The 17868-nt window shown below is 42.4% G+C and carries 18 protein-coding genes, 1 other RNA gene and 2 pseudogenes; 13 read left to right on the top strand and 8 right to left on the bottom strand.

The features are described from left to right. The first annotated feature begins 104 nt into the window (after positions 1 to 104). From DWX96_RS11290 to DWX96_RS11280, 3 genes are all read left to right on the top strand, one after another. A complete protein-coding gene (locus DWX96_RS11290; RefSeq protein WP_118057560.1) occupies positions 105 to 995 on the top strand; it encodes a LysR family transcriptional regulator in 891 nt (296 codons plus the stop codon). A 4-nt stretch (positions 996 to 999) separates the two neighbouring features. Beyond that, positions 1000 to 1914 carry a LysR family transcriptional regulator gene (locus DWX96_RS11285; RefSeq protein ID WP_118057561.1) on the top strand — a complete coding sequence of 305 codons (915 nt, stop codon included), beginning with the start codon at positions 1000 to 1002 and terminating at the stop codon, positions 1912 to 1914. A 144-nt stretch (positions 1915 to 2058) separates the two neighbouring features. Continuing rightward, positions 2059 to 3183, top strand: a complete 1125-nt coding sequence (locus DWX96_RS11280) for a 5-methyltetrahydropteroyltriglutamate--homocysteine S-methyltransferase (RefSeq protein ID WP_118057583.1) — start codon at positions 2059 to 2061, stop codon at positions 3181 to 3183. Here DWX96_RS11280 and DWX96_RS11275 read toward each other — a convergent pair. Next, positions 3180 to 3944, bottom strand: coding sequence for a sulfite exporter TauE/SafE family protein (locus DWX96_RS11275; RefSeq protein ID WP_118057562.1), 765 nt, complete (start codon positions 3942 to 3944; stop codon positions 3180 to 3182). The two genes, DWX96_RS11280 and DWX96_RS11275, sit on opposite strands and share 4 nt — an antisense overlap. A 1-nt stretch (position 3945) precedes the next feature. After that, positions 3946 to 4380, bottom strand: coding sequence for a MarR family winged helix-turn-helix transcriptional regulator (locus DWX96_RS11270; protein ID WP_117697874.1), 435 nt, complete (start codon positions 4378 to 4380; stop codon positions 3946 to 3948). Between the two features lie 254 nt (positions 4381 to 4634). Between DWX96_RS11270 and DWX96_RS11265 the strand changes: the two genes are divergently transcribed. Next, positions 4635 to 5123, top strand: coding sequence for a prolyl-tRNA synthetase associated domain-containing protein (locus tag DWX96_RS11265; protein WP_118057563.1), 489 nt, complete (start codon positions 4635 to 4637; stop codon positions 5121 to 5123). Between the two features lie 259 nt (positions 5124 to 5382). Here the strand turns inward: DWX96_RS11265 and DWX96_RS11260 are convergent, their stop codons facing one another. Together DWX96_RS11260 and DWX96_RS11255 are read right to left on the bottom strand one after the other, a co-directional pair. Beyond that, positions 5383 to 5925, bottom strand: a complete 543-nt coding sequence (locus DWX96_RS11260) for an NADH peroxidase (protein ID WP_022244330.1) — start codon at positions 5923 to 5925, stop codon at positions 5383 to 5385. A gap of 192 nt (positions 5926 to 6117) precedes the next feature. Beyond that, positions 6118 to 6489 (bottom strand): annotated as a pseudogene (locus DWX96_RS11255) (Fur family transcriptional regulator); the annotation flags it as partial. A 214-nt stretch (positions 6490 to 6703) separates the two neighbouring features. Between DWX96_RS11255 and DWX96_RS11250 the strand changes: the two are divergent. After that, entirely contained in the window at positions 6704 to 7579 is an 876-nt protein-coding gene (locus DWX96_RS11250; RefSeq protein ID WP_118057565.1) for a DUF6128 domain-containing protein, read from the top strand. Here DWX96_RS11250 and DWX96_RS11245 read toward each other — a convergent pair. Continuing rightward, positions 7488 to 8111, bottom strand: coding sequence for a GNAT family N-acetyltransferase (locus tag DWX96_RS11245; protein WP_118057566.1), 624 nt, complete (start codon positions 8109 to 8111; stop codon positions 7488 to 7490). The two genes, DWX96_RS11250 and DWX96_RS11245, sit on opposite strands and share 92 nt — an antisense overlap. Before the next feature lie 97 nt (positions 8112 to 8208). On the opposite strand from DWX96_RS11245, the gene tadA reads away from it, so the two are divergent. From tadA to DWX96_RS11230, 3 genes are all read left to right on the top strand, one after another. Further along, a complete protein-coding gene (gene tadA, locus DWX96_RS11240; protein ID WP_022244326.1) occupies positions 8209 to 8694 on the top strand; it encodes a tRNA adenosine(34) deaminase TadA in 486 nt (161 codons plus the stop codon). Positions 8695 to 8727: 33 nt separating this feature from the next. Continuing rightward, positions 8728 to 8989, top strand: an RNA gene (gene ffs, locus DWX96_RS11235) — signal recognition particle sRNA large type. Positions 8990 to 9089: 100 nt separating this feature from the next. Further along, complete coding sequence (locus DWX96_RS11230; RefSeq protein ID WP_118057567.1) at positions 9090 to 10028, top strand: ROK family glucokinase; 939 nt, start codon at positions 9090 to 9092, stop codon at positions 10026 to 10028. A gap of 250 nt (positions 10029 to 10278) precedes the next feature. Here the strand turns inward: DWX96_RS11230 and nagA are convergent, their stop codons facing one another. Both nagA and DWX96_RS11220 read right to left on the bottom strand, forming a co-directional pair. Continuing rightward, positions 10279 to 11208, bottom strand: coding sequence for an N-acetylglucosamine-6-phosphate deacetylase (gene nagA, locus DWX96_RS11225; RefSeq protein WP_242988785.1), 930 nt, complete (start codon positions 11206 to 11208; stop codon positions 10279 to 10281). A 12-nt stretch (positions 11209 to 11220) separates the two neighbouring features. After that, positions 11221 to 11343, bottom strand: a pseudogene (locus DWX96_RS11220) (glucosamine-6-phosphate deaminase); the annotation flags it as partial. Positions 11344 to 11701: 358 nt separating this feature from the next. Here DWX96_RS11220 and DWX96_RS11215 point away from each other — a divergent pair. Genes DWX96_RS11215 through DWX96_RS11195 form a run of 5 tightly spaced genes read left to right on the top strand, consistent with a single transcriptional unit; the run spans position 11702 to position 16775 of the window. Next, positions 11702 to 13333 (top strand): N-acetylmuramoyl-L-alanine amidase, encoded by a 1632-nt coding sequence (locus DWX96_RS11215; protein WP_118057568.1) that lies wholly within the window; start codon positions 11702 to 11704, stop codon positions 13331 to 13333. 24 nt (positions 13334 to 13357) lie between these two features. After that, the gene (locus tag DWX96_RS11210) at positions 13358 to 13792 is read left to right on the top strand and encodes an SdpI family protein (RefSeq protein WP_118057569.1); all 435 of its coding nucleotides are present in this window, start codon (positions 13358 to 13360) and stop codon (positions 13790 to 13792) included. Next, a complete protein-coding gene (locus DWX96_RS11205; protein ID WP_118057570.1) occupies positions 13768 to 15531 on the top strand; it encodes a sensor domain-containing diguanylate cyclase in 1764 nt (587 codons plus the stop codon). The genes DWX96_RS11210 and DWX96_RS11205 overlap by 25 nt, the downstream gene beginning before the upstream one ends. A 37-nt stretch (positions 15532 to 15568) precedes the next feature. Further along, entirely contained in the window at positions 15569 to 15928 is a 360-nt protein-coding gene (locus tag DWX96_RS11200) for a hypothetical protein (protein WP_242988784.1), read from the top strand. Continuing rightward, positions 15912 to 16775 carry a DUF4300 family protein gene (locus tag DWX96_RS11195; protein ID WP_242988783.1) on the top strand — a complete coding sequence of 288 codons (864 nt, stop codon included), beginning with the start codon at positions 15912 to 15914 and terminating at the stop codon, positions 16773 to 16775. The genes DWX96_RS11200 and DWX96_RS11195 overlap by 17 nt, the downstream gene beginning before the upstream one ends. A 156-nt stretch (positions 16776 to 16931) precedes the next feature. On the opposite strand, the gene DWX96_RS11190 is transcribed toward DWX96_RS11195, so the two are convergent. Beyond that, the gene (locus DWX96_RS11190) at positions 16932 to 17840 is read right to left on the bottom strand and encodes a TlpA disulfide reductase family protein (RefSeq protein ID WP_118057572.1); all 909 of its coding nucleotides are present in this window, start codon (positions 17838 to 17840) and stop codon (positions 16932 to 16934) included. Between the last annotated feature and the right edge of the window lie 28 nt (positions 17841 to 17868).

Here is a 17868-nt window from a genome sequence, read left to right as displayed (position 1 = left end):
GGGGTTGTTTCCCTTAATTTCGGCTTGATTATACTATTGCATTGGGAATAAGTAAAAGCTATAATTGATATAGCAGAAATAATAAATTGATATGGTGAAAACGTATGGATATAAATTTTGAATATTATAAGATTTTTTATTATGTGGCAAAATACAGTAATTTTACCAGGGCTGCCAATGCCCTTGGCAACAGTCAGCCTAATATCACAAGGGCAATGAACGGACTGGAGCAGCAGCTTCACTGTACGCTTTTTGTCAGGACGAACCGTGGGGTACAGCTGACACCGGAAGGGGAGAAACTGTATACCCATGTGTCGGCAGCCATGTCGCATCTTTGGGCGGCAGAAGAGGAACTGGCAGACAGCAGTGGACTTGCCCATGGAAGCATTTCCATTGGAGCCAGCGAGACTGCCCTTAACATATTTCTTTTGGATAAGCTGAAAGATTTCCATATGAAATATCCGGGAATCCGGTTGAAAATTTATAATCATTCAACACCTCAGGCAATTGAGGCAGTAAAGAGCGGACAGATAGATTTTGCAGTAGTGTCTGCACCGGCAGAAGTAGAGCAGCCACTAAAAAAAGTTAATCTGCGGACATTCCGGGAGGTACTGGTGGGTGGAACAACATTTACCGCACTGGGCAGTCAGGAGCTTTCCCTAAAGGATTTAAAGGATTATCCGTTAATCTGTCTGGGAAAAGAAACCATGACATTTCAGTTTTATAATAAGCTGTTTTTGTCTTATGGGCTGGCACTGGAGCCGGATACAGAGACAGCAACCACAGATCAGATACTGCCACTGGTAAAGAGTGAGCTTGGTCTGGCTTTCATCCCGGAACCGATGGCAAGAGAGGCCATTAAAAAACATGAAATCGTACAGATTTCTCTTTCGGAGACGATTCCAAAAAGAAATATCTGTATGGTATACGACAGTCAGCATCCTTTAAATGAGGCGGCGCGTCAGTTAAGAAAAGTCATTTTAGAAAGCAGGTGAGCATATGACACTTCAGCAGTTACGCTATATTACAACCGTGGCAGATACCGGAACCATCACGGAGGCGGCGAAGAAATTATACATTTCCCAGCCCAGCCTTACCAACGCCATCCATGAGCTGGAAAAGGAGATGGGCATTACCATTTTTAATCGGACGAATAAGGGAATCTTTATTTCCAGGGAAGGGGAAGAATTCTTAGGATATGCAAGGCAGGTATTGGAGCAGACCACCATTTTAGAGGATAAATATAAGAAAAACGGTGGCGGAAAAAAGCAGTTTTGCGTATCAACCCAGCATTACTCTTTTGCGGTAAATGCCTTTGTGGATCTGGTAAAAAAATACGGGCAGGAGGAATATGATTTCAGCCTGCGGGAGACCCAGACCTATAAGTTAATCGAAGATGTAGCGCAAATGAGAAGTGAAATCGGAATCCTTTTCTTAAATGATTTCAATGAAAAAGTAATCAGGAAAATATTGAAATCCTCCGATTTGGAATTTCATCTGTTATTTGTGGCAGAACCCCATGTTTTCATCAGCAGGCATCATCCGCTGGCAAAAAAGAAAATCATAACCAATAAGGAACTGGCAGATTATCCGTACCTTTCCTATGAGCAGGGGGAACACAATTCCTTTTATTTCTCGGAAGAAATTTTCTCCTCTTTTGAGCGGAAGAAAAATATCCGCGTCAGTGACCGGGCAACCTTATTTAATCTTCTGATTGGTTTAAATGGTTATACGGTGTGCAGCGGAATCATTGACCAGAAATTAAATGGCGAAGATATTATCGCAGTGCCGCTGGCAGATGAAGGTGATATGAGAATCGGATATGTGACCCACCGGAAGGGAATGATAAGCCGGTTAGGGGAAACCTACCTTGAGGCATTAAAGAAATATATTACAGGAGAACAAAGAGTATGAGCCAAAGAAAGTAATTTTCCAATCAAAAAATGGACTGGTCATAGGTTAAAACTATGGACAACATTTATTTTTATGTATTTTTCAGAATGAGGAACTCCAATTATAATGAGGGAAATCAATTCACAGGAAATGGAGAAAATCAGAATGAAGAATTTAACAACACCGTTCCGATACGATTATGTAGGAAGTTTTTTACGTCCGGAAAAATTAAAGAAAGCCCGTGCTGACTTTGAAACAGGGAAAATTACCAGAGAGCAGTTAAAAGAGGTAGAGGATGCCTGTATTTTAGAACTGGTCGCAAAGATAAAGGAGCTTGGATACCATGTGATTACCGATGGGGAGTTCCGCAGAGCCACCTGGCATCTGGACTTTATGTGGGGATTCGATGGAATCGAGCATAAGAAGACTGTAGATGGAAATACAACCTTTGACGGCGAAGCAGCTATGATAGATGACACTTTCATGGTGGGAAAGATTTCCATAAAGAATCATCCATTCGTTGAGCATTTCAAATTTGTAAAGGCACTGGAAGATGAGAATACCATAGCAAAGCAGACCGTTCCATCTCCAGCCCAGTTCTATGCTTATTTCACCGGCGCAGAGCTTTTGGATACAACCCTTGAAATTTATGGAACAGAAGAAGCTTTTGCAGAGGATGTCATCAGGGCATATGGAGAATTTATCGAGGAAATCTATGCAGCAGGCTGCAGAAATCTTCAGTTCGATGACTGTGTATGGGGTGGACTGGTAAATCCGAAGCTTGCCGTTGCACTGACCGGAAGAAGAGGCGAAGCATTGGAAGAATATAAGAAGGTTATCCTTGCACTAAATAATAAGGTAGTAGAAAAAGCACCGGCTGATCTGACCATCAACACCCATGTATGCCGTGGAAATTATCATTCTACTTTCTTCAGCTCCGGCGCATATGACGGAGTAGCAGATTTGTTATTCGGAGAGGAGAATGTCAATGCTTATTATCTGGAATATGATGATGAGCGTTCCGGTGGTTTCGCACCGCTGGCAAAAATAACCGGCAATAAGAAGGTGGTATTAGGACTTGTTACCACCAAGATACCGAAGCTTGAAGACAAGCAGTCAGTCATTGCAAGAATAAAAGAAGCGTCCAAATATGTTCCGTTGGAAAATCTCTATTTAAGTCCACAGTGTGGATTTGCCTCCTGCGAAATCGGTAACAAGCTTACGGAAGAAGAACAGTGGGCGAAACTGAAGCTTGTTAAGGAAATCGCAGAAGAGATCTGGGGAGCTTAAAAAATCATTACTGCAATTCCAAGAATTACCAGGATGACACCGGTAACCCGGTTCAGTGTCCTTGGTGTGGCTTTATTGGCAAAGACAGCGGCAATTCTTGCCCAGATTAAGGTAAATACAATGCACAGAACCCAGACGGTGACGTCCGGCAGTCCGCCGATGGCAAAATGGGAAAAGGCACCGGTAAGTGCGGTAAAGGTCATAATAAATACACTGGTGCCAACAGCAGTTTTCAGTTCATATCCAAGTACAGAGGTCAGGATTAAAAGCATCATCATGCCGCCCCCGGCACCAACAAAGCCGCAGATAAAGCCAATCAGCACACCGCAGATTACGGACTGGATGGCACGTTTCTTTGCAGAAACGGCGGACATGGATTCTTTCGTGGTCATAACCGGTTTTACGATAAATTTGATTCCTAACAGGAAGGTCATGAAAACGGAGAAATTTCCCATGGTGGTAGAAGGAACAAGGCTTGAAACATAGCTTCCTACTACGGTGAAAAGCAATACGCTGACCATCATAATCAGACCGTTTTTAATATCGAGGTTCTTATGCTTTCCATATGTATAGGCAGAAATGGCACTTGCCAAAACATCGGAAGAAAGCGCAATGCCGACTGCCATATATGGGTCAATGCCTAGAAAATGAATAAGCAGCGGACTGATGACAGCAGCGGCACTCATGCCGGCAAAACCGGTTCCAAGTCCGGCACCCATGCCCGCAAAAAATGTAACAAAAATCGTAGTTAATAAATCCATTTTAGGATACCTCCTCTAAAATCATATCCAGCGTTGTCTCCATCTGTGCCATTCCTTTAAAAAAGGCATCTTTCGTGGCATCATCCAGATCGGCAATCAGCCGGTCGGCAAAATCCTGCTGCAGAGCCTGTCCCTTTTTTATAACAGGGGCAGCTTTTTTCGTACATAGAAGCTGTGTCTTCCGGCGGTCGCCGGCAACCTCTTTGCGGCTGAGATAACCGTCTTTCACCAGCCGGTCTACATTGACGGAGACCAGATTTGCCTTAATCTGGCGCACTTCAACAATATCTCTGGCAGTTGAATATTCCGGATTATTTCCTAAAAACATCAAAATATCAAAAGCAGTCTGCGGCAGATGCAGTGACTGGCACAAAGGCTTACATACTGCAGTGTAGGCAGCAGACATTTTTCTTGCAAATGCAATACCTGTATTCATATAAGAGTCCTCCTGATGAAAATACTTCAAAATGAAATAGTTCAAAAATGAAATAATTATTTTGATGGTATACTAGCACCGGAAGGAAAAAATGTAAAGTGAACTGGAAAAAATTTTATAAAAAGTTTATGATATAGTGAGCGCAAGCGAGCCATAGGGAGCTTGCTCACTTTTGGCGAACGGCGAATATTGATCATGGGCTGGTTTTGCACATGATATAATGAACGCAAGCGGGAAGAATGCGAGGAAATACAATGAATAAGCAGGAAATTTATGAATACCTGAGTCAACAGCATATCTGGTACGAAGTGACAGAGCATAAAGCTGTTTACAATATGGAAGATTTATCAGATGTGGAAATTCCTTATCCACAGGCAGATGCCAAGAATCTTTTTGTACGTGATAATAAGAAGCAGAATTATTATCTGATTACAGTGCGAGGGAACCAGAGGGTAGATTTAAAGGCATTTCGAAAGGCAAATGGAACGCGTCCGTTAAGTTTTGCCTCGGAAGAAGATTTAACTGAGAAAATGGGACTGCAGGCGGGTTCGGTAACGCCGCTTGGAGTACTCAACGATGAAACATGCAACGTGAAGGTATTTGTGGATGCTTATTTTCTGGAAAATGATGCATTGATTGGAGTACATCCCAACGAGAATACCGCTACTATATGGATGAAGACAGAGGATTTGCTCCGTATCATCCGGGCACATGGAAATGAAGTACATTGTGTGCCGATGTAGAGAAAATTATCCGGAGAAGCTAATGGCATGACAGTCTATGATAAAATGGCTGAAACGTAGTAAAATAGGGCTTTTGAACAATACATTATAATCTGATTCCGGCGTTTGCAAGCCAAGTGTTATACAACAATCATGCAATTATGCAATCACTTTATATTTTTTATATTCGTATTTTTATTCGCATGTTATGGAATACAAAAAGGATAGACAGTTCATGAACCATCTATCCTTAAAATGCTTATTCTATACGGTTTTAAGATTAACCAAAGTATCTCTTTAACAGACCCTCAAAAGCTTTGCCATGACGAGCCTCGTCTCTAGCCATCTCATGAACTGTATCATGGATCGCATCAAGGTTAGCAGCTTTAGCACGTTTTGCAAGGTCAAATTTACCAGCAGTAGCACCGTTTTCTGCATCTACACGCATTTCAAGGTTCTTCTTTGTACTGTCGGTTACAACTTCACCAAGCAGTTCTGCAAATTTTGCTGCATGTTCAGCCTCTTCAAAAGCTGCCTTCTCCCAGTAAAGTCCAATTTCCGGATATCCTTCTCTATGTGCAACTCTTGCCATTGCAAGGTACATTCCGACTTCAGAGCATTCTCCTTCGAAGTTTGCTCTTAAATCAGCAATGATATCTTCTGGAGCACCCTGTGCTACACCAACTACATGCTCAGCAGCCCATGTCTTATCACCTGTCTGTTCTTTGAATTTCTCAGCCGGAGCCTTACATACCGGGCAGAATTCCGGAGCACTTTCACCTTCATAAACATAACCACATACTGTACAAACAAATTTTTTCATTTTAAGATCTCCTTTTCTTTTTATAATTGTATTTATATATCAATAATAGTAATTGTTACTGATATTAAATTAGCATAATTATTTTTAAATGTCAACTGTTTTTTTTGAGATTTTCTGATTTCGTTTTTCTTTTTTATTTTCTGCAAAATTGGTTGATTTATCTGCCAGAGAACCGGATTTATCCAATAACTTTTTACATTCCGGACAAAGTCCGTAGAATCTAGTAATATGTCCCTCAATTAAACCGGAAAATTCTTCTGCAGCAATAACATTAATCAGATCAATGTTTTTCATTTTTAAATCGAGGACGGAATTACAGTTTGTACAGAAGAAGTGGTAATGAGGTTTCGGATTACCATCAAAGCGGTCCGGCCCATTTTCCGTTGAAATCTTTTGAATCTCGCCTAAATCTGCCAGAAGAGAGAGATTGCGGTATACCGTTCCCAGACTGATGTTGGGATATTCCTGCCGGATATCGGAATAAACTGTTTCGGCAGTCGGATGGTCGGTACGTCCCATCAGGTTATTCTTAATACTTTCCCGTTGTCGGCTAAATTTAATCATATATTCTCCTCAACAAATAATAATAATCGTTATTGATTTTAATATAATTCTTAAAAGGAACTTTGTCAAGGAGAAGTGTAAAGTAAAAATCTGCATGTATGGGAAGTATAGGCTAAAAATCTGCATGTATGGGAAGTATAGGCTAAAAATCTGCATGGAATCTTAGAAGATGGAATATGATATAAGGAACAAAAAGATATAGGAAGGAAAGGTTATGCCGCAGTTTAAACGGTTCGTTGCATATCTTTATTATTATGAAAATGATACAAAGGAATATCTTGCCGGATTTGCCAGAGTAGAAATGCGCGGAGACATCTGCAGATTAGAGATACATTTAAAAGGAACAGAATATGCGGGGCAGGAAGGAAAGGTAAGCCTTTTTATCCGTAGGGAAGGAAAAATTCTGGCTTTTCCGGTGGGTAATATGCGGCTGATATCCCAAAGCTCAGATTATAGTGGAAGGATTTCTGATGGTGAGCTGGGCGATGAAACCTGTCATATACAGGATGTATGTGGAATACTGATTCAGCCGGCAGATGGTAATTTTTATGGCAGCCAGTGGGACAATGGGGAGATACATAAGGAAGAAATAGAAATGCAAGCTGCAGAAGAGCCGTCTCTTCAGACTGAGGAAGTGCCGATGCACCATATTTTCCCGGAACAGATAAGCATGGAAGAAGGAATCCAGGAAAGAAGCACGCAGGAAAAAGGCACTGGGGAAAAAGAGGCCTCCATCTGGGAACACTGGGAGAATCTGAAGCAGAAAATGACGATTCTGCATCCTTTTGAAGGAGAGAATATAACCTGCGTTCATATGGAACTGCAGGATTTACGGGAACTGCCACAGAAATACTGGTATCTTGGGAATAACAGTTTTCTTCTGCATGGCTTCTTTAATTACCGGTATCTTTTCTTCGGAGAACAGGTGGCGCCGGAAGGACGAGAGCTGTTCTTGGCGGTGCCGGGGGTTTATCAGAAGCCGGAAAAAGTAATGGCGGCTATTTTTGGTTTTCCACAGTTCCGGACGGAAAAGCCGTGTCGGAAGTTAGAGGGGACTTTTGGCTACTGGTATCGCCGGATGGACGAATAAGGGCGAACCGGATATGGTCTTCCCATTTTCCCTGTATCAGGGCATATTCCCTGGCGACACCTTCCTGTTGGAAATTAAGGGATTCTAGCAGACGGATGGAAGCGGTATTTTCCGGCATGACGGCAGCTTCTATCCGGTGCAGATGAAATTCTTCAAACATAAGCTGAATACCAAAAGCAAGGGCTTCGCGGGCGTATCCTCTGTGCCAGTAAGCAGGGGAAAAGCGATAGCCGGTCTCACAGGAATAGTAAGTAGAACGGTTGATATTGCGGAAGCAGATGGTGCCTATGATTTCGTCCGGATTTTCCCTGCGGAATATATAGAAGCGGATGAAGCTGTGTTTTAAGGTGAGACTCAGCTCACAGTTCATCAGGGTCCGCTGGTAGGCCACCGTATAGAACTGCTCAGGGTGGATGGTTTCATATGGCTCAAAGACATTCCGGTTCTGCTTATAAAACTGAAGAACTGCAGGGGCATCATCTTCCCCTAACAATTTCAGGATTAAGCGGTCTGTTTCATAGATAAATTTCATGTTATTAACTCCTGCAGCTGGTATAAGAATACCTTTCTGTTATGCTCAAAATATGCTATTATTATAACAGAGAAAAGAGTAAAAGTCAGGAGTAAACATGGAACCGGAGATAAAATATATGAAAGCAGCCCTGCGGGAGGCAAGGAAAGCAGAAAAATTAGAGGAAGTTCCTATTGGCTGCGTGATTGTGCAGAATGATAAAATTATTGCCCGGGGCTATAACCGGCGCAATACCGATAAAAATACCCTTTCCCATGCGGAACTGACTGCCATTAAAAAGGCATCGAAGAAGACCGGGGACTGGAGGCTTGAGGACTGCGTGATGTATGTGACCTTAGAACCCTGCCAGATGTGTGCGGGAGCCATTGTACAGTCCCGTATGAAAAAGGTGGTAATCGGAACTATGAATCCCAAGGCTGGATGCGCCGGTTCAGTGATGAATCTTTTGCAGGTGGCAGCATTTAATCATCAGGTAGAGATAGAGCGGGGCGTATTGGAGGAAGAATGTTCAGACATGCTGTCGGAATTTTTCAGACGGTTGCGTGAGAAGAAGAAACAGCAGAAAATGAAGGCAAAACCTTGACAATCCGGCACAAAATAGGCTATAATTTAGATTCCGAGCAGCCGGGGTGGCAGCGGTGCCCTGTACCAGCAATCCGCTATAGCTGGGGTGATATCCTGTCTCGGGTTTGAAATTGTAAAGCAGCCCTGAATAAGTGGCGTTGATGTCTGGGTCTTACGCAACAGGAATCTGTGAACCGGGTCAGGTCAGGAATGAAGCAGCCCTAAGCGGAAGCTCCTGTGTGCCGTAAGGTCGCCTGGACTGAGTTGGCTGTTCAGGTAACGTTTGCAACGAGAATTCAAAACAGGATGCTCGGTTTTTAATGCAAAAAATTAGAAATTATAATATAATAAAGATAAGGGTTCTTCATAAGAAAGTCGGAGAGAAGAAAATTTAATATAATAAAGGAGATAAAGATGAAGAAGTACGGTTTTGGCGTAGATATTGGTGGAACCACCTGTAAGATCGGATTATTTGAGACCAGCGGGAAAATGCTGAATAAGTGGGAAATCCCAACCAACAAGGCAGATAATGGCGGACATATTTTAGATGATGTGGCAGCATCCATTGACGAGAAAATGAAATCAGCATCCATTGCAAAAGAAGATGTGGAAGGAATCGGCGTAGGTGTTCCTGGTCCTGTATTAGAAGATGGCTCTGTTTCCGTATGTGTAAACCTCGGATGGGGACAGGTTCAGGTTGCCGATGAATTAAGCAGTAAGACAGGTCTTCCGGTTAAAGTAGGAAATGATGCGAATGTAGCAGCCCTTGGCGAGATGTGGCAGGGCGGTGGAAAAGGCTACACCGGAGTCGTTATGGTTACGCTTGGAACCGGTGTTGGCGGCGGAATTATTCACAATGGTAAAATTATTCCGGGCGCAAACGGAGCAGGCGGCGAAATTGGACATATTACCGTTAATACAGAGGAAAAAGATACCTGCGGATGTGGCAGACATGGCTGCTTAGAGCAGTACGCATCAGCTACCGGAATCGTCCGCATGGCGAAGAAACTTCTGGCTGAGAAAGATGATGAGTCTTCCTTACGCGGATTTGAACCGCTGACAGCAAAGGATATCTTTGATGAGGCAAAAAAAGGAGATGCTCTGGCATTAGAGGCGGTAGAAATCTTAGGCGAGACACTTGGTATGGCGTTATCTAATATTGCCTGTGTCGTTAATCCACAGGTATTCGTAATCGGTGGCGGCGTATCCAGGGCAGGAGATATTTTAATTGATACCGTAGCAAAACATTTCAAAGAGCATGCATTTGCATCCTGCAAGGACACCAAGTTTGCATTGGCATCCCTTGGAAATGATGCCGGAATGTACGGCTGCGTGCAGATGATATTAGACTAAGAATCAGATGAATCGAGAAACATGCTTTGCAAGATTCTTTCGTAAGTAAGTGAAAAGCCTCCGTCCTGGGACGGAGGCTTTTCTTGATTTATTGCGAGGACCAAAGGGCTCTCTGGAATCTTAAAAAAGACACAAAGTCCAGTAAAAAGAAAGGGAGACTAAATAATTAAAAGATGATTAAATAATCATAATACGCGTTCTAATTCGTATTTCTTATTCAACAGAAGTACATCAGCCATTGCACCCGGGGTCAGACTGCCGATGGTTTTCTCCATTCCAATGCTCTTGGCAGGGTTGCAAAACGGCCTTTTTTGTATACAGTTTGTCCGCCAGGTTCATAAGTACCATCTGCCATTCCGGTTGCACGCATGGCATCGCTGATTAAGATGACGCGGTCATCTCCAAATATGCGGAAAACGCTGCGGATAACGGCTGGATGGATGTGGATGCCATCACAGATAATTTCCACCATTGCATGTGGGGCATCAGCAGCGGTACCCACAATACCCGGGTCACGGTGGTGGAATGCCGGCATGGCGTTGAACAGATGAGTTGCATGGCTGGCACCTGCTGCGAAGGCCTTTGAGGCAATTTCATAAGAAGCAGTAGAGTGTCCAAGAGAAATAGTAACTTCATCATGGAATTTTTCGATAAATTTGTCTGCTCCCGGAAGTTCCGGAGCGATGGTGATTAACTTTATTTTGCCACTGAAAACTTCTAACAAGCGGCAAAATGCGTCTATACTAGGGCTACAGAGGTAACTTTCTTTCTGGGCACCCTTCTTTGCCGGGGAAAGGAAAGGACCTTCCATATGAATACCGGCTACATAGGAATGGTTTCTGTCATCCGGTACACCGGAAACAGTTTCGAAGATTTCCATAAGCTGGTTTTCCGGTAAAGTCATGGATGTTGCACAGAAGGATGTAACACCGCAGGAATACAGGTAAGCTGCAATATCGGAAAGTCCGTCTGTATTTGCGTCACAGAAATCATGACCCTTTGCACCATGGATATGCACATCAACCAGTCCCGGAATCACATAATTGCCGTTTGCATCCAGAATTTCCTCATGTTCGGAAACGGGTTTGTCTACGATTGTATGTGTAACATCATCGATATATAAGTCTTTTTCGTGGAAAGCGAAGTCATCACCCCATACAAGACCGTTTCGGATAATCATTCGAATACCCCCTTAAATCAGTTTGTTTTTAATAATCAGTGAAAGAGCTGCTTCATCAGCAACGATGGATACGTTGTTATGTAACTGCAGGATAGAAGCTGGAACAGTCGGAGTGATTGGACCAAACAGGGCCTGATACTTCATTATAATCCTTTGCTTTATAAATACGCATGGTACCCCTCCTTAAAAGGCAATTTCTATATTGTTTAGTCTGATTATATAATCGGAAAAATGAAAATGCTATAAAATAGACAAAATAGCCGCTCAATAGAAATATGCAGTGGCAAATATATCTTAAATAGAAATCATAACAAGCTAACACATTACTATATCAAATATGATTAAATCATAATTTAACACAGATTAAAACAGGATTAAACCAGTTTATGAAAAAATTTAAGAAATCTTAAATTGACCCGCTGTGGGGGCTGCTTTACAATGAAAATAGATTGTAAGCAATTACGGAAAACATAAGAAACAACGGAGAAAAACATTGTCTACAAGAAGAGAAAGAGAACGAAGAAAGAAATTAAGGAGAATAAGAAATGCAATTTCAGCAGCTTTTTGTGTACTGGTATTGCTGTTAGTGCTGGGAATCGTAAATCTTCTGACCGGTGTTTTGGAAAAACATCTTCCTATTATAGATGGGAATGGAGACTATACCATCAGTATACTGGAAAAGCTGTCCGGAGATAAAGAGGAGAAGGAACCGGATAAGAAGGGACTGACGGTGTGCATTGATGCGGGACACGGCGGAAAGGACAATGGTTCTGACTATAAGAACCGCTATGAGAAAGATGATACTCTTGCCATGGCACTTGCCGTACAGAGTTATTTGCAGGAAAAAGATGTGAATGTCATCATGACACGAAGTGATGATACCTTCTTAAAACTGTCAGAGAGATGTGATATAGCAAATGAAGCGGAAGCAGATTATTATGTATCCCTGCACCGGAATACCGGAGAGGGATATGGAGTAGAGACATGGGTATACAGTGGAGCCAATGAAGAGACCATGGGACTTGCCGGAAATATCCAGCAGGGGTTAGCCGGAGTCGGTGTACAGCGCGACCGTGATGTGAAAAAGGGAACCCAGAAGAGCAGTTCAAAGGATTATTATGTAAACAGCCATTCCCATATGCCGTCCTGTATCGTTGAAATGGGATTTATGAATAATGCCAAAGACAATCAGCTTTTTGATGATAATAAGGAAGCATATGCGGCGGCTATTGGAGATGCCATTATTGCTACTTATAAGACTTACCATGGTGACGGAACAGGTGGAAATACAGAAGCAGATACGTCCATCGGAGATACTACAACAGGTGATACAGACACAGATGGAACCTCCGGCAGCACAGAAGACAGTACCGCCACAGAAGATACGAAAAACGTTGGAGAAGTTATTACCAACCAGCAGATTGCCAATGTGGAAGCTTTGGATGGAACCTGTCAGAACTGGGGGCAGGGCGTGAATTTTGATGAAGAGAACCGGCCGATTGGAGCTGTTTCTTATCAGGAAAAATACGGAGACTATCAGGCGAATTTTATCGGAGCAGATGAAAAGAAGATTTATCTGACCTTTGACGAAGGCTACGAATATGGCTGTACGCCGCAAATCTTAGATACTTTAAAGGAAAAGGGCGTAAAGGCAACCTTTTTTGTGACAGAGCCATATGCCAAGGCACAGCCAGAGCTGGTACAGCGGATGATTGACGAGGGACATGAGATTGGTAATCACAGCGTGACCCATCCGTCCGAGGGCCTTCCATCCCAGAGTTTGGAGCAGCAGAAAAATGAAGTCATGGAGAACCACCAGTATATTAAGGATAATTTTGGCTATGATATGCACCTGTTCCGGTTCCCGGCGGGTAAATTCAGTGACCAGTCCTTAGCAGTGGTCAATAACTGCAACTACAAGAGCGTGTTCTGGAGCTTTGCATACAAGGACTATGATGTCAATAACCAGCCAGGCGAGTCAGAAGCGTTACAGAAATTAAAAGACCGGATGCATCCGGGAGCAATTTATCTTTTACATGCGGAGTCTACCACCAATACAGCCATTCTTGGAAGATTTATTGATGCGGCGCAGGCAGCAGGCTACGAAGTGGTGGCATTTCAGTAAGACGCAGATACAAGGAGAAGTCCGGTGGAAAAATATGCAATATTAATCTTACCAATTACATTAAGCATCATTATACTAGTAGCTGGAAGTATTGCATTTTATATGCCCTTGAGGTGGGAGGAACGGCAGAGAGAAAGATATCCTACCTACCGGGGAAAGAAAGCAGAGCAATCAGAGGAGCACTGGTACAGGGCACAGAAACTATATGGAAAATGTCTTTTGGTGTCAGGAAGTATCGACCTTCTGCTGGCATATCCGCTGACCAGGTGTTTTTATTGGTTCGTGGAAGCTTTCTGGCATAGCGAAGATGCAACACTTCCGGCTGTTTTGATATTGTGCGTTCCGAGTTTTGGGTTTATACTCAGTGCATACCTGATAACAGGAAGCAGAATGAAAAGAGAAATAAGATTTTCGGGTAGTTGTGAGGACAGAAAATGCGGATACAAAAGAGAAAAATAATATTGCCAGTCATGGTATTACTGCTTGGGATGACTGCTTTGGGAGCTGTATTATATGGAGTAGGAAATATACAGAGGAACCATAGCAGAAAAATGGCGAACCTGAATGCAATGATATATTCTGAGCGGATAAAGTCTGATATTATGCAGGAAGTTGGAGCTACAAATGCTTTAAAGCAGCTTCTGGTCAGTGAAAATGGCAGGATTAATAAATTTTCAGAGGTGGCAGAGGATATGATGACGGATTCCATCCAGAGTATCCAGCTTGCACCGGATGGTGTAGTAACAGAGATATATCCGGAAGATGGCAATGAAGCCGGAAAAATCGACTTGCTCAATGATGCAGACAGGGGAGAAATTTCCCGTTATGCCAGAGATAACCATATTGAAATTATGCAGGGACCGTTTCAATTAGAGCAGGGTGGATATGGAATGGCAATACGAAATCCGATATACCTGATAAATGAAAACGGAGAAGAAGAATTCTGGGGATTTGCCATTGTAATTATCCGTGTACCGGCTATTTTTTCAGATTCATTAAAAGCACTTTCGGATTTTGACTATGATTATACGTTATCAAAGACCGTTTCTCCATGGGATACAACATATGAAGAAGTATATAGCTCAGGAGCAATTCTGACAAATCCGGTTGCTTATGAATTTGAAGCAGCTGGAAACCGGTGGAAACTGGAAATCATGCCGAAGACAGGCTGGTCGAATCATGAGCACCTTTATGGAATGCTGGCTGGCGGACTGTTGATTGTTCTGCTGCTGACGGGACTTGTCTCTATGATTTTGGCTTTGGATGAGCATAAAAATAGATTTAAAAAGCTGGCTGTAACCGATGTATTGACCAGAATCAATAACAGGCATGGATTTGAGGAGCAGGTAAGACAGTATTTGAAAAAGTATCCGGAAGCTTCCTGCGTGGCAGCGCAGTTTGACATTGATGATTTCAAATTCATTAATGACATGTATGGACATGAATCCGGAGACAGGGCATTACAGATATTAGCCGAAAGCATGCGGAAATCGTTCCCGGAACATGCTGTGCTTGGACGGAAAGGAGGGGATGAATTCTGCATTTTCTTAGATAATTGCACCGGTGAAGAAGTAAGGGAGAAACTGGAACAGTTTACAAAAAAGAAGCGTTCTTTCTGGTATGAAGGTGAAAAAGTGACATATACTATTTCCCTGGGATATGCAGAGTATCCGTTACAGGGAAAAAACTATTCACGGTTGATGCGCTGTGCAGATGCAGCACTTTATGAAGTAAAGCTTGACGGGAAAAATGGTTGTATTCAGTACCGGGAAGGAATTGGCCTTGAAATCAGAAAGCAGCTTGGATTTGCATTGAAGGATGTTTCAGAAAATCTTCCGGGAGCATTTATTATTTATAAAGCAGATAAAGAAAATGATGAAATTCTTTTTGCAAACCATGAGATGATCCGTCTCACCGGATGCAGGTCCATGGCAGAACTGCAGGAGTATACAAAAGGAAGCTTCCGTAACCTGATTGAAGAAGAAGAAAGGGAGCAGGTTGAAGAAAGTATCTGGCAGCAGATAGGAGAAGGACATTCCAATGATTATGTACACTTCCATCTGAAAAAAGCAGATGGAACCTCAATGAGGGTGCTTGACCATGGCAGAATTGTGGAAAATGGACGATACGGCAGAGTGTTCTATGTACTGATGGTGGACTGGAATTCTACAAAGCGGCATTACAGAGATGCATTTTAGAGACTGTAAAACATGATAAAAAAGAAAGAGGTATAGGATGATGAAGAAAAAATTAATCGCAATTGTAATGGGAATGGTATTTTGGGCTGGATTATTTGGAGGATGTGGCCAGACAGAGGTGAAGCAGGATAATGCAATCACAAATAGCAGCGAAGAGGGAAAAGAAGAAGGAACAGCAGAAGAAAAAGAATTAACAGGAACCATTGATGAGATAAAGGATTTTATGTTTGTTGTGACAGATGAGAATGATACGCCATATAGTTTTACTTTTGAAGAAAAACCGGAGGGATTGGAAAATGTCAGCAATGGAGATACTGTAACGGTAAAATATACAGGAACAATTTCTGAGGTAGATCCGTTTGAGGGAGAGGTATTATCTGTTGAAAAGGCAAAATAAAATCAAAATAACAATGAGATTGTCAGCAGCAATGGTATTCCTGGCCATGCTGCTGTGTGCCTGTACAGAAGCATCACAGAATCAGGAGCTGCCGGCTGCAACATATATGGGAGGAAAAGACTCCATTGCCGGGATTTGTGAAGAACTGGAATCAGCAGGAGCTTCCCATGTAGATACATTTCGGGAATGGACGACTGATTTCGCGGATACTGCCGGAAAAAATGCCGGACTGGAGGATGGCTGGTCAGATCCTGGAAAAATGAAAGCAGATATTGGAAAATGTATGGATGGCTGGGAACAGAACCATGACTATTCGGATGCTGATTGCAGAATGACAGCGTTTCTTCTGCTGGATGGTGTGCTCCGTGCAGAATCGACAGAAGACAGCTATGAGGGTACCTACTTAATGTTTGATACAGAAGCAATAGATAATGTGGACAGGTATGAAAGCATAAAAGAGAATAAAAATATGTTCACCACACTCTATGGAGAAAAAAGTGTAACAGATGGCAGTCACCCGGAAAATACATTTTCCGATAGCTGGAAACATTATGGATTTCAAGTGGATAGTGACAGGCTCTCTCTTCTTAGCATAGTAATATATGACCCATACTCGGATGTTGTTTTTGTGGGGCATACCGGTGTTCTGATAAAGTACAGTGACTATTATTTGTTTATAGAAAAAATCGCTTTTGAACAGCCGTATCAGGCAACAAAGGTGCATAATATGGATGAATTGCTTGATATTATGTCGCTAAGACCGGAATATTTTGGAGAAGAGGGTGAAGCAGGTCCCTTTGTTTATTGTAATGGAGAATATCTCGGAACATTAAAGAAAAATATTTAAAGAAGTAAATATTTTACAACTTATGTGGAACTGGAGTAAAAATCAGATAGATGTAATTGGCAAAAAACCGCCGCCTCATCGTTCGGGAAAGAACGATGGGCGGCGGATATCATATAACCAGAATGACTGCAATGGAACTGTAGCCACAGGGGCGTTTTATTTATTGGCACCGTCAGCATCAATTACAGATTGAATCTGTTTCATCAGGGTATCGTAGTTGTCCTGATTATCAATTCCACCGAGCATCGGATCGCCCACAATATTACCATTTCTATCGACTAAAATTGTGGTAGGGAATGCCATAATATCAGAGGCATATTTACCTGCATCAGAAGCAGAGTCAATGGAAAGATTGCGGTATGCTACCCCCTGGCTTTCCAGAATAGCTGCAGCTTCTTTGATGGCATCCTCGTTTCCATCAAAGGTTTCTGTATTGATTCCAATTACCTCTCCTCCCATGGATTTGATGGTATCATTTAATTCATTAAGTTTTGACAGCTCGGCAACACAAGGCTTACAGCCGGTAAACCAGAAATTAACGACAGTTACTGCATTTCCGGAAAACAGGCTTTCGTCAACAGAATTACCATCATAATCCTGACCGGAGAAATTCCTGAAAGGAGAGGTATCGTCAGAATTATCCTTCTGGGAGGCATTGTCAGATGCTGTATTGTCCTTTTCGATTGCTGCTATCTGTTCCTCGATTTTTCGAATTGTTTCAATATCATCTGTAAGAGTTTTTAATTCATCGTCTGTAAATGAGTCTTTATTTGATTCGACGGTGGCAGCCAGATAGTCGGCGTAATTTCCGCTTGGATCAGCAGTACTTTTATTCATCATGCCAAATGCTTTGTTCCATGCATCTTCATGATCAGCAAAGAGCTGATTCTCCTGCTGATATAAATCATCCAGCGTAGTGTTGGAACTGCCGGAAACTTCAGTGCCGGCTTCGGTCTGGGTATCGCGGGAAGCTTCTGTGTTTGAAGTTCCTTTTCCGCTACAAGCTGTAAACAATAATGCTGTACAGAGGGTAAAAATAGAAATAACGGTTCTTTTTGTTTTCATGAATAATTTCTCCTTTGAATAATTGATA

Source organism: Roseburia sp. AF22-2LB, assembly GCF_003461125.1.
Taxonomy (GTDB): Bacteria; Bacillota; Clostridia; order Lachnospirales; family Lachnospiraceae; genus Roseburia_C; species Roseburia_C amylophila.
Note: the sequence above shows the minus strand (reverse complement) of the source record. Positions and strands in the feature narration are given on the sequence as shown.